General features: G+C 62.0%; 12 protein-coding genes. 4 read left to right on the top strand and 8 right to left on the bottom strand.

Features of this window, described 5'->3' with window-relative positions; genetic code table 11:
- Positions 1-346 precede the first annotated feature (346 nt).
- Positions 347-1,879, top strand: coding sequence for an acyl-CoA carboxylase subunit beta (locus B5V02_RS37720; protein WP_111548997.1), 1,533 nt, complete (start codon positions 347-349; stop codon positions 1,877-1,879).
- Between the two features lie 46 nt (positions 1,880-1,925).
- On the opposite strand, the gene B5V02_RS37715 is transcribed toward B5V02_RS37720, so the two are convergent.
- Together B5V02_RS37715 and B5V02_RS37710 are read right to left on the bottom strand one after the other, a co-directional pair.
- Entirely contained in the window at positions 1,926-3,929 is a 2,004-nt protein-coding gene (locus B5V02_RS37715) for a hypothetical protein (RefSeq protein ID WP_111548996.1), read from the bottom strand.
- Positions 3,926-5,458: an NAD(P)H-hydrate dehydratase gene (locus B5V02_RS37710; RefSeq protein WP_111548995.1), complete on the bottom strand. Its 1,533-nt coding sequence runs from the start codon at positions 5,456-5,458 to the stop codon at positions 3,926-3,928. The genes B5V02_RS37715 and B5V02_RS37710 overlap by 4 nt, the downstream gene beginning before the upstream one ends.
- 359 nt (positions 5,459-5,817) lie before the next feature.
- On the opposite strand from B5V02_RS37710, the gene B5V02_RS37705 reads away from it, so the two are divergent.
- Entirely contained in the window at positions 5,818-6,156 is a 339-nt protein-coding gene (locus tag B5V02_RS37705; protein WP_006205430.1) for a P-II family nitrogen regulator, read from the top strand.
- A gap of 66 nt (positions 6,157-6,222) precedes the next feature.
- A complete protein-coding gene (glnA, locus tag B5V02_RS37700; RefSeq protein ID WP_111548994.1) occupies positions 6,223-7,632 on the top strand; it encodes a type I glutamate--ammonia ligase in 1,410 nt (469 codons plus the stop codon).
- Between the two features lie 1,141 nt (positions 7,633-8,773).
- On the opposite strand, the gene B5V02_RS37690 is transcribed toward glnA, so the two are convergent.
- Positions 8,774-9,814: a glutamine synthetase beta-grasp domain-containing protein gene (locus B5V02_RS37690; protein WP_111549040.1), complete on the bottom strand. Its 1,041-nt coding sequence runs from the start codon at positions 9,812-9,814 to the stop codon at positions 8,774-8,776.
- A gap of 315 nt (positions 9,815-10,129) precedes the next feature.
- Here B5V02_RS37690 and B5V02_RS37685 point away from each other — a divergent pair, with 315 nt between their 5' ends.
- Positions 10,130-10,327 carry a DUF2735 domain-containing protein gene (locus B5V02_RS37685; RefSeq protein WP_111548993.1) on the top strand — a complete coding sequence of 66 codons (198 nt, stop codon included), beginning with the start codon at positions 10,130-10,132 and terminating at the stop codon, positions 10,325-10,327.
- Between the two features lie 88 nt (positions 10,328-10,415).
- Here B5V02_RS37685 and B5V02_RS37680 read toward each other — a convergent pair whose 3' ends face one another.
- The 5 genes from B5V02_RS37680 to crcB form a co-directional block, all read right to left on the bottom strand.
- Entirely contained in the window at positions 10,416-12,305 is a 1,890-nt protein-coding gene (locus B5V02_RS37680; RefSeq protein WP_111548992.1) for an MFS transporter, read from the bottom strand.
- Between the two features lie 193 nt (positions 12,306-12,498).
- Positions 12,499-13,290: an ATP12 family chaperone protein gene (locus tag B5V02_RS37675; protein WP_111548991.1), complete on the bottom strand. Its 792-nt coding sequence runs from the start codon at positions 13,288-13,290 to the stop codon at positions 12,499-12,501.
- A gap of 12 nt (positions 13,291-13,302) precedes the next feature.
- On the bottom strand, positions 13,303-14,175 hold the full coding sequence (locus tag B5V02_RS37670; RefSeq protein WP_167458824.1) for a DMT family transporter: 873 nt from the start codon (positions 14,173-14,175) through the stop codon (positions 13,303-13,305).
- 47 nt (positions 14,176-14,222) lie between these two features.
- Positions 14,223-15,203, bottom strand: coding sequence for an RluA family pseudouridine synthase (locus B5V02_RS37665; RefSeq protein WP_024505072.1), 981 nt, complete (start codon positions 15,201-15,203; stop codon positions 14,223-14,225).
- Between the two features lie 60 nt (positions 15,204-15,263).
- A complete protein-coding gene (crcB, locus tag B5V02_RS37660) occupies positions 15,264-15,638 on the bottom strand; it encodes a fluoride efflux transporter CrcB (RefSeq protein ID WP_111548989.1) in 375 nt (124 codons plus the stop codon).
- Between the last annotated feature and the right edge of the window lie 47 nt (positions 15,639-15,685).

The following is a 15,685-nucleotide window of genomic DNA, read 5'->3' as shown; positions in this document are numbered from 1 at the left end:
CGGATAAATTGTCATGAAACGACAAGGCGGGCGGACGGGATCGTCCACTCGGCTGCGCTGTCGTGCCCGCAGGCATCATACCACGGGGCTTTTTCGCCGCTTTGTGATGTACCGGAAAGAGGGGGCCGATATACCGGAAAGAGGGAAAACAGACGCAACCAGTCTCATTTGTCGAGAAGGCCGGATTGTTCCCGGCCCAAGCGCCTATGTCGCCGCATATGGCCCAGTTCGCGGCCAAATGCAAGGGGCGTCATGCTGCAGCGCAACAAAACCATGGCGCAAGCGGTGCTTGCACTCGCTTGCCGGCACGATTACCACGAAATGCCGCTGGCCTGGGAGGTAATCGATGAAGGACGTGCTGAAGGAACTCGAGCGCCGCCGCGACATCGCTCGCATGGGTGGCGGCCAGGCCCGCATCGATGCGCAGCACAAGAAGGGCAAGCTCACCGCGCGCGAACGCATCGAGGTCTTTCTCGACGAGGGCTCGTTCGAGGAATTCGACATGTATGTCGAGCACCGTTCGACCGACTTCGGCATGGAGAAGACCAAGATCGCCGGCGACGGTGTGGTCACCGGCTGGGGCACCGTCAACGGCCGCCCGGTTTACCTGTTCGCCAAGGACTTTACCGTGTTCGGCGGTTCGCTGTCGGAAGCGCATGCCGAAAAGGTCATCAAGGTGCAGGAGATGGCTCTGCGCAACCGTGCGCCGATCATCGGCCTCTATGATGCCGGCGGCGCGCGCATCCAGGAGGGCGTGGCGGCACTGGGCGGCTATGCCGAGATCTTTCAGCGCAATGTGCTCGCCTCCGGTGTCATTCCGCAGATTTCGCTGATCATGGGTCCTTGTGCCGGCGGCGATGTCTATTCGCCGGCGATGACCGACTTCATCTTCATGGTGCGCGACACCTCCTACATGTTCGTCACCGGACCGGATGTGGTGAAGACCGTCACCAATGAGACGGTGACCGCCGAGAGCCTCGGCGGCGCCTCCGTCCACACGACGAAATCCTCGATCGCCGACGGCGCCTATGACAATGACGTCGAGGCACTGCTGCAGATGCGCCGGCTGGTCGACCTGCTGCCCGCCTCCAACACATCGGAGCTCCCGGAGATCGAATGCTACCAGTCGGTCACCGACCACGATCTGTCGCTCGACCGGCTGATCCCCGACAATGCCAACAAGCCCTACGACATCAAGGAGTTGATCCTGAAGGTCGCCGATGAAAGCGACTTCTTCGAGATCCAGCAGAATTTCGCCAAGAACATCGTCACCGGGTTCGGGCGCGTCGAGGGCCGCACCGTCGGCTTCGTCGCCAACCAGCCGATGGTGCTGGCGGGCGTGCTCGATTCGGACGCCAGCCGCAAGGCTGCCCGTTTCGTGCGCTTCTGCGACTGCTTTTCGATCCCGATCGTCACCTTTGTCGATGTTCCCGGCTTCCTGCCCGGCACGGCGCAGGAATATGGCGGGCTGATCAAGCACGGCGCGAAACTCCTGTTCGCCTATGCCGAGGCCACCGTGCCGAAGATCACCGTCATCACCAGAAAAGCCTATGGCGGCGCCTATGACGTGATGGCGTCAAAACACCTGCGCGGCGACATGAACTATGCCTGGCCGACTGCACAGATCGCCGTGATGGGCGCCCGGGGCGCGGTCGAGATCATCTACCGCAAGGACATCGGCGACGCCGAAAAGATCGCAGCCCATACAAAGGCTTACGAGGATCGCTTCCTGTCCCCCTTCGTCGCCGCCGAGCGCGGTTATGTCGATGAGGTGATCATGCCGCACTCGACCCGCCGCCGCATCGCGCGCGCGCTCCGGATGCTGCGCAACAAGGACATGCAGAACCCCTGGAAGAAGCACGACAATATCCCGCTGTGAGGCATCCTGTCGGGCGGACGTATCCAGTTGGTCGCAACAGGGCAGATCATTCCTCTTCCGCCGCGCCAAACCCCGCTCCCATGGTGGCACGCACGGAACTGCCCCAAGGCGTCGCATGGTTGTCGATGCGCATCTGGAAGATGAAATAGGTCGGCGAACAGAAGCCGATGCCCCTGATCTTGCCGATGCCAGGCGTATCGGGCGGCAGCGATTGACACATATAGTCCTCGCGGCAGAAATGATCGGCCGAACAGGCCGGCCGGTTGCCGCGATTGACGGCGCCGCCAAGGCATTGGTCGAAGTTGTTGGTGGCCACGCAGATGTCGAATTTCTTGCCGCCGACCAGCCCGCAGATCTCGTTCGGCATCGGCTTACCGGCTTTGAAGGCCGCGAAGACACGGTCCTTGTCGTCGCAGCCGCGATAAGCAATTCCGGCAGGCACACCGATCTTCGGCGGACGGCAGGTGTAAGCGGTGCGCGAGACGTCCGGTGCGAAAGCCGCGAACTGGCCCGATATGCTGTAGCGGTCGTTGAACGGCTGCGCTTCGTTGCTGGCGATCGAGCCGGTCAGGCAGGGATGGCCGGAAAACATCTTTTCGCTGTCCTTGGGCAGCAGGCATTGTGCCAGCTTGGTCCGCACCCCCGATGCCGTCGCCAGCGGCGTGCAGACCGTGCCGCTGCCGCACTGCCAGGTGGTGCCGAAGCGGGCGGCATCTTCCGGCATCAGGCACGGCATTGCCATCTCTGCCGGCGCGTAGTCGACCGCGCCGGCGTCCGTCCAGGCAGCCGGCGGTGCAAAGGAGAGCGGACGGAAGCGGTTCGGCTCCTTGCCTTGCGCCATGGCGCGCAGCCAAGCCTGACGGCGCGGGATTTCGGCGTGAAGATGCGGCGAAATGCCGACCTCGATGCGGTTCAACGGCGACGTCGTCTTGTCGTCGAGACCAATGAAGTGGAACCCCGCCGTCGAACCAGCCTGATGGCACCCCTGGCAGGCGCCATTATCCAGCCGCTCGACCAGCGCTTCCGGCGTGCGCACCAGTTTCAGCCCGGAATAATCGAGCGACGCGAATTCCCCGGGTTGGAACAGCGGCGTGAACGGGTGGTTGGCCTGCCGCGCACTGCCGAAGGTCGACCAGGAGATGACCTTCCTGGCCAGGAACTCGTCGGGGATTTCGTAGACGCCTTCATCGACCGCCGGCAGATTGGCGCTGACATAGGCGGCGAGCCTTGCCTTCAGCGCCGCGTCTTGCGAGAGCCGTGCGGTGTCCGGCGTGTTCTCCAGCGGCTTCTCGCTGACCGTCCCGCCATCGATGCCGAATATCCGCATGAGATAGGCTGCCTGGCCGCCGAACTCGGTTTCCTGACCGGAGGGAAAGCGCACCACCTGTGCGTTGAGTTCCAGCTGCTTGAAGGTCAGCCCGGCTTTCTCCAGCGGTCCGCCGGTCAGCCAGCCAGCATCGACGGTCTCGTCAAGCTGTGGCGTCCAGCGTCCGGCAACGCCGACGCAGCCACCATCGGCATCGGGTGCCGCGCTGTAGACGGCGTTGAAATTGAACGGCAGACGCGACGCCAGCAGCTTGCCGTTTTTCCGGAAACTGTAGGCAAGTCGGTAGATGAAGCGCACCTCGCCGCAGCTCCTGTCACCCAGCAGCACCGCGAAGTCGCGACGGTCGAGCCGGTTGACGACGCCGACCAGTCGGAAGCGCGCGGCATCGGTCTTCAGCCAGCGCATGTCCATGATGCGGCCGACATTGCCGTCGGTAACCTCGTAGAGCGGCCGCCCGCCGGCCTTCATGTCGGCGCGCAGTGCGGCAACATCGGCCGCTACAGTCTCGACGACAGCGTGATAGGCTGGCGCCTTGTCGTAGAGGGTTTTTAGATCACCCTCGTCTGGCGTGCTAAAAAGACCGGCGAAGCCATACCCCTTGGCATCGAGCACCGCGAGCACTGCCGGGTCACCGACGATCGTCACAGGACCTTCGGCGCGCGCTTCAGACGCCGCGAACACAGCAAAGAAGGTGGCGAGCCGCAGAGCCAGGACGCGGCTCATAGAGCGCCCGTACGCGCTTCGACAAGTTCGCGCAGCACCGGCACCAGCGCCCGCGGCAGATCCTCGGCGATCAGCCCCGGCCCGAACCGGCTGCCGGCTTCGGCATGGATCCACACCGCGGCGCAGGCCGCTTCGAACGCCGGCATGCCTTGCGCAAGCAGCCCGGCGATGATGCCGGACAGCACGTCGCCCGAGCCTGCGGTTGCAAGCCATGCCGCGCCGTTCCTGTTGATCGCCGCAAGGCCGTTCGGCGCCGCGATCACGGTGTCGGCGCCCTTGTAGACGATGATGGCATTTGCACGTGCCGCGGCCAAACGCGCCCTGGCCAGTTTGGATGTGGCAACGTCATCGGCGATGCCGGGAAACAGCCTGGCGAACTCTCCGTCATGCGGCGTCATCACCAGAGCCGGTGCGTCCGGTTGGCGAGAAGCTTGGAACAAGACGTCGGGCGCCTCGCGAAACGAGGTGATCGCGTCGGCGTCGAACACGAGGCCGTCAATCCGGGTTGAGGTATCCCGCTGCTCGCCAGAGGTGAGCAGCGCGAGTGCAAATTTCCGCGTCTTTTCGCCAACGCCAAAGCCTGGCCCGAGAACAAAGGCCGACGGCCGGCGCTCACCGATGAACGCATCGACATCGACGCTGTCGTCGGCCTTGCGCAACATGATCGAGGTGAGATGCGCGGCATTGACCTGCATGGCATTGGCTGGCGGCAGCACGGTGACCGCCCCTGCCCCGCTTCTCGCTGCGGCAAGTGCCGACAGCCGTGCCGCGCCTGTGGCGCCGGGACCGCCGGAAAAGACGCCGACGTGGCCGCGCTTGTATTTGTGTGCGTCCACAGCTGGCACCGGAAATTCCCGTAACCACAGGTCCGGCACATTCTCGAAGGTCGACACGGCGAGCTGGGCGATGATGCCGTCGCCGATGCCGATATCGGCGAGCACGATCTCGCCGCATCGTTCCCGTCCCGGGAGCAGCAGGTGGCCAGGCTTTTTTCGCGCGAAGGTGACGGTGACCTCGGCGCGAAACGCCTTGCCCAATATTTGGCCGCTGGCCCCAGAGACACCCGACGGCAGGTCGACCGCGACGACAGGCAGGCGCAGGGCTGTGGCAGTATCGACGGCTTTCGCGGCATCGCCGGACAGCGGCTTGGACAGCCCTGCCCCATAGAGCGCGTCGACAACGATCGAGCCGGCCTCGGCGGCAAAATCCGACAGTGGTCGAGGCTTGACCGGGCATTGCGCGGCGGCGAGTGCCGCATCGCTTTCCGGCCTCGGCGTCCCGCTTGCCCAGATCGTCGTGCCGACGCCGCTGCCGGCTAGGATGCGGGCAACGATATAGCCATCGCCGCCATTGTTGCCTGGTCCGCAAAGCACGTGGACGTGCGTCGCCGCCGGGTAGCGCTTGAGGACCACAGCTGCGACCGCTTCGCCGGCGCGCCGCATCAGGTCGATACCGTCGGTTGGACCGGCGGCAATCGTCAGCCGATCGGCCTCGCTCATTTCGGCCGGGGAAAGAAGTTCGTTGCTCATGGATTGCCGATCCGCATTCGATCAAGCATTGTCCAATTTTCGATCCGAAGCAAACAAAGGGGAGTTGGCAAAATTTGCGGGTCATTTCGTTGGGATGAGGGCATCGCAGGCACAAAACTGCCCACCGGATAGGCGATATGCCTAATTGTTGTGCGGACGCACATGCTGGCGCTGTGTAGGCTTCAGCAGCCCATGCCGCACCTGATGCAGTGAATGACGCGAATTTGCATCCCGGCGCGGCGCGGCTTTGAAATCGTATGAGACCGCTTCAAATCCGTCCAATTGGCACAGTTCGTGCTTGATGGAGGCGCAAGCGGGGCTCACAACCCGTTTTTTTGGCAGTGGAGGCCACTTTTTACATGAAAAAGATCGAAGCGATCATCAAGCCATTCAAGCTGGACGAAGTGAAGGAAGCGCTTCAGGAGGCCGGACTGCAAGGCATCACGGTTACCGAGGCGAAAGGCTTCGGTCGTCAGAAGGGCCATACCGAACTCTACCGCGGCGCCGAATATGTCGTCGATTTTCTGCCCAAGGTGAAGATCGAGGTCGTGCTCGGCGATGACGCTGTCGAAGGCGCGATCGAGGCCATCCGCAAGGCGGCCCAGACAGGCCGTATCGGCGACGGCAAGATCTTCGTCTCCAACATCGAGGAGGTCGTGCGAATCCGCACCGGCGAAACCGGTATGGACGCGGTCTGATCCGGCCCGGCCATCCGCCTGAAAACCGTCATCATCAAAAAACGTCATCAAACAGGGATACATGACATGACGACAGCCAAAGACATCATGAAGCAGATCAAGGACAACGACGTGAAATTCGTCGACCTGCGCTTCACCGACCCGAAGGGCAAGCTGCAACACGTGACGATGGATGTCATCGAGGTCGAGGAAGACATGTTCGCCGATGGCGTGATGTTCGACGGCTCTTCGATTGCCGGCTGGAAGGCCATCAACGAGTCCGACATGGTGCTGATGCCCGACCCGGACACGGTCCACATGGACCCGTTCTTCGCGCAGTCGACCATGGTCATCCTGTGCGACATTCTCGATCCGGTTTCGGGCGAATCCTACAACCGTGATCCGCGCGGCACGGCCAAGAAGGCCGAGGCCTACATGAAGTCGGAAGGCATCGGCGACCAGATCTTCGTCGGCCCGGAAGCCGAATTCTTCGTCTTCGACGATGTGAAGTACAAGGCCGACCCTTACAACACCGGCTTCAAGCTCGATTCCACCGAACTGCCGTCGAACGACGACACCGACTACGAGACCGGCAATCTCGGCCACCGTCCGCGCATCAAGGGCGGCTATTTCCCGGTGCCGCCGATCGATTCCGCGCAGGACATGCGCTCCGAGATGCTGACCGTGCTCGCCGAAATGGGTGTGCGCGTCGAAAAGCACCACCACGAGGTCGCCGCTGCCCAGCACGAACTCGGCATCAAGTTCGACACGCTGGTCCGCAACGCCGACAAGATGCTGATCTACAAATATGTCGTGCACCAGGTTGCCAACGCCTACGGCAAGACGGCCACCTTCATGCCGAAGCCGATCTTCGGCGACAATGGTTCGGGCATGCATGTCCACCAGTCGATCTGGAAGAACGGCAAGCCGACCTTCGCTGGCAATGAATATGCCGGCCTGTCGGAAAGCTGCCTGTTCTACATCGGCGGCATCATCAAGCACGCCAAGGCGATCAACGCTTTCACCAACCCGCTGACCAATTCCTACAAGCGTCTGGTGCCGGGTTACGAAGCGCCGGTGCTGCTCGCCTATTCGGCGCGCAACCGCTCGGCTTCCTGCCGCATCCCGTTCGGCTCGTCGCCCAAGTCCAAGCGCGTCGAGGTCCGCTTCCCCGATCCGGGCGCGAACCCCTACCTCGCCTTCGCCGCCATGCTGATGGCCGGTCTCGACGGCATCAAGAACAAGATCCACCCCGGCCAGCCGATGGACAAGGACCTTTACGATCTGCCGCCGAAGGAGCTGAAGAAGATTCCGACCGTCTGCGGTTCGCTGCGCGAAGCGCTGCAGAGCCTCGACAAGGATCGCGGCTTCCTGAAAGCCGGCGGCGTCTTCGACGACGACCAGATCGACAGCTACATCGAGCTGAAGATGGCCGAGGTGATGCGCTTCGAAATGACCCCGCATCCGGTCGAGTACGACATGTACTATTCGGTCTAAGATTCGATATAATATTCAAGCCCTTGAAAGATTTCCCTCTTTCAAGGGCTTTTTGCTGCGCTCCCACAGGCCACGCGTGTACCGACAGGCCCGCGCCCATCGTGATCGGCGTGTCTTTCTTGTCATTGAGCCTTTCGGCGTGGGAATGCCTGGGTTGCCCAGCCCGCGATTCATCGGCAGGCAGAAACAGCTCGGTCGATGGTGAAGATGAAGCCAGGAGCGAGCGGAGCACTGCCTCAGGCTACAGTGACCGCTCGTCCGGCGCCCACGCCTATGCTGCCGTTCAAGAAAACCCCGCCCGTCCGAACAGCATCGCGTGACGTAACCCCAAGAGCTGCGAATACGCATGCTGCACTGCAATCTGTCAACGCCGCTCGCCGGGGTGCGCATCGCCGATTTTGGAGCTTGAACAGCGGCTTATGGAACGGTGATCGGTCACAAAAAGTGTTCAAAAAGGCAGTTTTCCGGGCTTTCTGACGGCTACCGCTGGAGACTGAAACAGCGGCGGCCGCTCCTTCGTCCAGATTTGTGACTGGCTGAATTGCCTGACTTTTTCTGGGTATGTTTTGCCCGAGATCCGATTTGCCGGGTAAGCGCAAAAAAACGGCCATATGGACTTCAACTTCATGGGGGGGATGGACGCGCGTTCTACGCCGCTGTCGTGCAGGCGACCGAAGAGGCGGTACTCAAGCCCTGGTCGCCAACCACTACATGATCAGCCGCGACGGCAACCGCATGCCTGCCCTGCCCACGCGAAGGTCGTTGCCGCACTGAAGGCGCGTCTCGTCATTGTCAGATGATCCCTGGCACGCCGTATTCTGGACGGCGGCAGTAAGCCGCCCTCCGAACGACAGACCTCTTGGCAAGCAATAATGCTCGACTCAACCGGCGAACACAACGGCGCGTCCCAGAACTGCGGTTCTGGAGATTCAGTCTTCGTCTTTCAGTCATCTCTCCAATTTTCATGACCGGATTCACCCGGTCATAAGTCTATCCATCTATCTCTAGGCAACGAAGATGGAGCGGCGCGCGCCAAACCCGCATTGCAAAAAAGAACCCCAGCTTTCGCCGGGGTTCTTGCTTGGACGGACCATAGTATGGACCTGAGACGGTCACGGCATGGTTTCGCCGTGACGAACGCTTACGCGGCCGCCGAAACCTGTGCGCTCGCCGGCACCGAGGCGATCGTCTTCAGGATCTGCGAGGCGATCTGGTAGGGGTCGCCCTGCGAATTCGGACGGCGGTCTTCCAGATAACCCTTGTAATCGTTCTTGATGAAGGAATGAGGCACGCGGATCGAAGCACCGCGGTCGGCGATACCATAGCTGAACCTGTTCCACGGCGCGGTCTCGTGCTTGCCGGTCAGACGCTTGTCGTTGTCCGGGCCATAGACGGCGATGTGATCCATCAGGTTCTTGTCAAAGGCCGCCATCAGCGCTTCAAAGTAGGCCTTGCCGCCGACTTCGCGCATATAGGCGGTCGAGAAGTTGGCGTGCATGCCCGAGCCGTTCCAGTCGGTGTCGCCGAGCGGCTTGCAGTGGTATTCGATGTCGATGCCGTACTTCTCGGTCAGGCGCTGCATCAGGTAGCGGGCCATCCACATCTGGTCGGCGGCCTTCTTGGAGCCCTTGCCGAAAATCTGGAATTCCCACTGGCCCTTGGCCACTTCGGCGTTGATGCCTTCGTGGTTGATGCCGGCCGCAAGGCAGAGGTCGAGATGCTCTTCGACGATCTGGCGCGCGACGGAGCCGACATTGGAGTAGCCGACGCCGGTGTAGTACGGGCCCTGCGGTGCGGGATAGCCGCTCTCCGGGAAGCCGAGCGGGCGGCCGTCCTTGTAGAAGAAATATTCCTGCTCGAAGCCGAACCAGGCACCCTCGTCATCGAGGATGGTGGCGCGCTTGTTGGAGGCATGCGGCGTGACACCATCGGGCATCATGACTTCGCACATGACGAGCACGCCGTTGCTGCGGGCCGGATCCGGATAGACCGCGACCGGCTTCAGCACGCAGTCAGAGCTGTGGCCCTCGGCCTGCATCGTCGACGAGCCATCAAAGCCCCACAGCGGAAGCTGCTCGAGCGTCGGGAATTCGGCGAATTCCTTGATCTGCGTCTTGCCGCGAAGATTGGGAACCGGGGTGTATCCATCGAGCCAAATGTACTCGAGCTTGTATTTCGTCATTCTAGCCTCTCGTTGCTTGATCACCGAACACTGGACGGCGTCGACATGCGTCTGCCACCAGCAGCCGGCCTGCCGGATCAATAAAATGCAATTCGTGTGCCACTCTTGACCTGGAAGGTGCGGCAAATTTGACGCCGCATTCGATTGACGTTGGCAAGCCGCCTAAGCAATGCGTTCGGATCAATCACAATCGCAATTCGCACAAATAATAGGCGAATACTGATCTTTTCGTAGGCATATTGCCTAACTTGATTGCAGACCTTATCTTGAAGCTAAGTTGAATCGACAAGGTTCGGCAGAAGAAGGAGCCCGACAATGGAAATCATTTCCACACGTCCGTCGGCCAAAATTCTGATGTTCCCGGCGGCAGCGCGCATCTCTGCCTCAAATTTGAGCGGCAAGGCTAAGTTTGCAGCAGAGCTTGCCTCGCTGCGCGGTGTACGGACGGATTTCGGCGACGGCTGGTATCACGAGGCAGCCATCGAGGACGCGAAGCAGGACCGGCAAAGCTAACCGCCTATCCTGGTCGCATATCGCCATGCATTGAAAAACCCGGCGCGATCGCTCGCGCCGGGTTTTTTGTTGGCTACCGTGCAGTCCGTTACTGCTTGGTGTTCAGGTCGGTTCCAAGCGTATCCCTGACGAAGATCATGCCGATGACCAGCGACATCGCGGCGATGACCACCGGATACCACAGACCAAAGTAGATATCGCCCCTGTAGGCACTGAGTGCGAACACGGTCGCCGGCAGCAGGCCGCCGAACCAGCCATTGCCGATGTGATAGGGCAACGACATGCCGGTGTAGCGGATGCGGGTCGGGAACATCTCGACCAGGATCGCGGCAATCGGGCCATAGACCATGGTCACGAACAGGACCAGGACGAACAGGATGCCGATCGTCATCGGCCAGTTGATCCCCGCCGGGTCGGCGAACATGGCGAAGGCGCCTCCACCCGGTATGTTGTAGACGGTGACTTCAGGGGCGCCCGCGGCCTCGTCGGCGGTCAGCAGCTTGTCCTTGATCGCCTGGTCGGTGGGGACCGTCGCCTTCTCGCCGGCGCGGATGGCGGCGGCATCGAGCTTCAGCTCCGGATTGGCGGCGACGAAACCGTCGAGTTTCTGGTCCGGCACCTTGATCGCCGCACGCTTCAGCGGATAACCGCCGTCCCGCAACGACATGTTGACGGCCTTGACGAAGGCGGCGTCCTTGGCCTTCGCCTGATCGCCGGCGGCGATGGCGTCGTAGGAGTCCACCGTCTCATTGCCGATCTTGACCGACGCAGCCGTTCCGGCCGCGGCCGTCGACACCACGTCATAGGGAACCGAGTTCTTGGTCAGGAACGAGGTCGCGATGTCGCAAGACGTCGTGAACTTCGCCGTACCGACCGGATTGAACTGGAACCTGCAGTCGCCGGGTGCCGCCGTCACCGTCGCACGCGTGTTCTGCTGGGCCTTGGCGAGCGCCGGATTGGCGGCCCAGGTCAGCGCCTTGAACAACGGGAAGGTGCAGACGATCGCCAAAGCAAGGCCCGCCATGATGATCGGCTTGCGGCCGATCTTGTCGGAGAGCCAGCCGAAGACGACGAAGAAGATCGAGCCGATCGCCAGAGCGATGGCGATCATGATGTTGACCGACTGCGCCTCGACCTTGAGCACGTTCTGCAGGAAGAACAGCGCGTAGAACTGGCCGTTGTACCAGACCACGGCCTGGCCGGCGGTCAGGCCGAGCAGCGCCAGCAGCGCGATCCTGGCATTCTTCCACTGGCCAAAAGCTTCCGTCAAAGGCGCCTTTGAGCCCTTGCCCTCGTCCTTCATGCGCTGGAAGGTCGGCGATTCGGAGAGCGAAAGCCTGATCCAGATCGAGATACCGAGCAGCAGGAAGGAGACGATGAACGGAATGCGCCAGCCCCAGGCAGCGTAGGTTTCCTTGCTCATCGAACCTTGCACGATCAGGATCACGATCAGGGACAGGAACAGGCCGAGCGTGGCCGTCGTCTGGATCCACGATGTGTAGTAACCGCGCCGGTTGTCCGGCGCGTGCTCGGCGACATAGGTGGCGGCGCCGCCATATTCGCCGCCCAGCGCCAGGCCCTGCAACATGCGCAGGACAATCAGGATCACGGGAGCCGCGATGCCCAAAGTCGCATATCCAGGCAGCAGGCCGACCAGGAAGGTCGACAGGCCCATGATCGTCATGGTGACAAGGAAAGTATATTTACGGCCGACAAGGTCGCCGATGCGGCCGAACAGCAGTGCACCGAACGGGCGCACCAGGAAGCCGGCGGCGAAAGCCAGCAGCGCGAAGATATTGCGCGTCGCTTCCGGAATGGTTGGACTGAAAAAGGTCGAACCAATGAACACTGCCAGCGAGCCGTAGAGATAGAAATCGTACCATTCGAAAACGGTGCCGAGCGAGGAAGCGAAGATGACCTTCTTCTCCTCCCGAGTCATGCCGCGGCTAGCTCCGCCGGCAGTCGATGCCATTGCCATAGAATTGTCCTCCCGTGAGACCCATTGCCTCGATGCTGCGAGTCACTGTCCGCGTCCTCCTCCGAACACGGACTCAAGCACAGCGATCGCGGAAAAAATGACAGAAAGCGCGCGCCAACGTCAGGGCGTCTTTGGGATTATGACTTTGGTATTAGGTGCGGTGCGGGATGAAGTGGAGCCAGCGGTGGAGCCGTCAGCCCTTGAGCGCTTCCAACAGGCCGACGGCAGCCATCATGTCGCGCTTGCGGGCCGAGCGGCGCGCCACCGCTTCGGCGTCCTGTCCCCAATGCTCGATCTGCCAGTCCTCGTCGACATGGCCGGCGGCCCAGGCCGCCTCGGCGTCGAGTTCGCCGAAATCGACGGCCAGCGCCAGCAGCGCCGAACCGGTCAGCGAGGTCATGACGTGGATGGCCGCGAGCCGCAGCGGTTCGGCACGCTGGGCAAGATGACTTCCCAGCACGGCGATGGTTTCGCGCGGCTGCTCGACATGGATGATGCCTTCAGCGAGATTGAAGCGAGCCCCGAGGCTGCCGCGCGCCCAATCAAGGACCGGATCCCAATGTTCGTTCTGCCGCTCCACCAAGCCTTGCGGCGCGTCGGTGCGGTAGCAGAGCAGATCGGACGAGGCGAAGCGCAGGATGTCTTCCAGCACCGCCTGCGGATCGCTGGCGACGCCGTCGATAGCGGTGTTCACGAGGCGCATCACCGGCATCGTCACCGGGTTGATGGCTTCGCCCTGCGCGGCGAATTCGTCGGCGACGAGTGCCGCCGCTCTCTCGGTCGGCAGCGCCAGCAGCGCCTTGCCAGGCGTGCGCACCGGCTTGCCGTCGAGATGCACCGCAAAGCCGTCCTCCACCGGCGCCACCGAAACGGTCTTGTAGAAGCGCTTCGGCAGATGCGTCTTCATCTGGATCTGGGCGCGGCGCACCGGATCCGGATCGGAAAGCTGCTTTCCCGCTTCGAGGTCGTTGAGGATATCACGCATGGAAAGTCTCTCTTACACCGGTGTCAGCTTGCGCACCGGCCGGTTGACAATGATCAAGCCGGCGGCGATCAGGCCAAGTGCCAGGAAAATGCGCATGGTCAGCGGCTCATTCAAGAACATGGCGCCGCACAGCACGCCGAAAACCGGCGACAGGAAGGTAAAGCTGGACAGGCCTGAGGCCGGATAGCGCCGCAGCAGCCAGAACCAAAGCACATAGGTGAAGGCGACGATGTAAACCGCTTGGAAAAGCAGAGCCAATGTCGGCAGCACGGCAGGGTCGCGGACGGGCGGACCGGCGAGCGGCAGCACCAGTATGCCAACGATTGCCGCACCTGCGAGTTGATAGAGCAGCAGCTTCTCGGCGCTCGCCTCGACCAGCTTCGACCGCTTGATGAGGATGTTGGTCAGAGCCCAGAAAAATCCGGAGCCAAGGCTCAGAAGATCGCCGAACAGCATGTCTCCGCCACCGCCAAGCTTGTCGGAAAAGACCGCGGCAAGGCCGGCAAAGGCCAGCAGCAGGCCGAGGAACTTGCGCAGGGTGATCTCCTCGCCAAGCAGGAATTGGCCGCCAATCAACATCCAGAACGGCATTGTGTTGACCAGCAGTGTGTTGCGGGCGACGGTCGTGTGCTCCAGGCCTACATAAAGAAAAAGGAACTCGACGCCGAAAAGCGCGCCAACCGCGATGCCGGCGAGCAATGTTCCATCGCGCGTGAAAAGCGCGATGCCGCGCCAGCGGCACCAGGCGAAGACACACAGACCGCCGATGATCGAGCGCGCGATCGACAGAAAGACAGGATCGTAACCGGCGTAGGAGATCTTAGCGGCGACGTAGTTCAGCCCCCAGGAAAAGGTCAGGCCGACCATGATCGCGGCGGCGGCCATGTCGACCGTGTCGCGCCGGTCGAGCGTATCGGTCGCGCCGCTCACGATCAGTCCTCCGCGCTGGCGTCGTCGAAGCCGATCAGGTTCCAGCTCTGGCGCATATGCGGCGGCATCGGCGCGGTGACGTCGATGACGCCCTTGTCCGGATGCGGAATGATGATGCGGCGCGCATGCAGATGCAGGCGGTTTTGAATGCCACCGGGAAAATCCCAGTTGGTGTCGGCCTCGAAATATTTCGGGTCGCCGAGGATCGGGCAGCCGATATAGGCGGCGTGGACACGAAGCTGGTGCGTGCGGCCGGTGTAGGGCTCCATTTCCAGCCAGGTCATCGTCTGCGCCGCCTGCTCGATGATACGGTAGTAGGACACCGCGTGGTCGGCGCCCTTTTCGCCATGCGCGGCGACGCGCACACGATCGCCATCGGGCGTCGGCTCCTTGATCAGCCAGGTCGAGATCTTGTCTTCGCGCTTCGGCGGCACGCCTTTGACCAGCGCCCAATAGGTCTTCTTGGTCTCGCGGGCGCGAAACGCTTCCGACAGCTTCATGGCGGCAAGCCGGGTGCGGGCGACGACCAGCACGCCCGAAGTGTCACGGTCGAGCCGGTGGACCAGCCGCGGCTTTTCGCCCTTCTGGTTGCGCCAGGCTTCCAGCATGTCGTCGACATTGCGGGTGACGCCCGATCCGCCCTGCACCGCAAGGCCTGCCGGCTTGTTGAAGACGAAGACCTTGGGATCTTCATGGATCAGCATTTTCGACAGGACGTCGGCGTCGCCCTGGTTGCGGATCGAGTGACCGGTCAGCGCGCTCTCGCCCTTCTTGTCCACCTCGAGCGGTGGAACGCGCACCATCTGGCCGGGCTCGACACGGGTGTCGGCCTTGACGCGGCCACCATCGACGCGGATCTGGCCGGAACGCAGCAGCTTTTGCAGATGGCCGAAGCCAAGGCCCGGGAAGTGGGTCTTGAACCAGCGGTCGAGCCGCATGCCCGCCTCGCCGGCCTCCACTGTGATCTGTTCAACGCCTGCCATTTTTTTTCGCTTATCCGTTTCCCGAGCAGGGTTCGGCCCGCTCTCGGCGCGGCAATAACATTATGAAACGGTTCTTGCGAGCCAAAGTCCCAGAAACAGGGCGATAATGGCGCCAATGACGCTGGCAAGGGCATATCCAAACGCCGGCAGTGTGGCTCCCCGCTCCCATAAGGTCGCGAAATCGAGCGAAAACGCGGAAAAGGTGGTGAAGCCGCCAAGAATGCCGGTGGCGACGAACAGTCTGAGTTCGTTCGATCCGCCGCGGCGCGCCAGGGTGGCGATGAACAGGCCCATGGCGAAGGAGCCGATGATGTTGATAGCCATCGTGCCCCAGGGATAGTTGGGGCCGACAAGGCGCAGCGCGCCGAAGTTGATGAGATGACGAATGCCGGCGCCGATGCCGCCGCCGACCATAACGAGAAGCAGATTGAACATGACCGTTTACTGCCTCCACAAGGGCGGCCTGGTCAATCCCCTGAAGC

Origin of the sequence: Mesorhizobium kowhaii, assembly GCF_003253745.1 — a bacterium.
GTDB lineage: Bacteria > Pseudomonadota > Alphaproteobacteria > Rhizobiales > Rhizobiaceae > Mesorhizobium > Mesorhizobium kowhaii.
The sequence above is the reverse complement of the archived record's forward strand: the minus strand, read 5'-3'. Positions and strand labels throughout refer to the sequence as shown.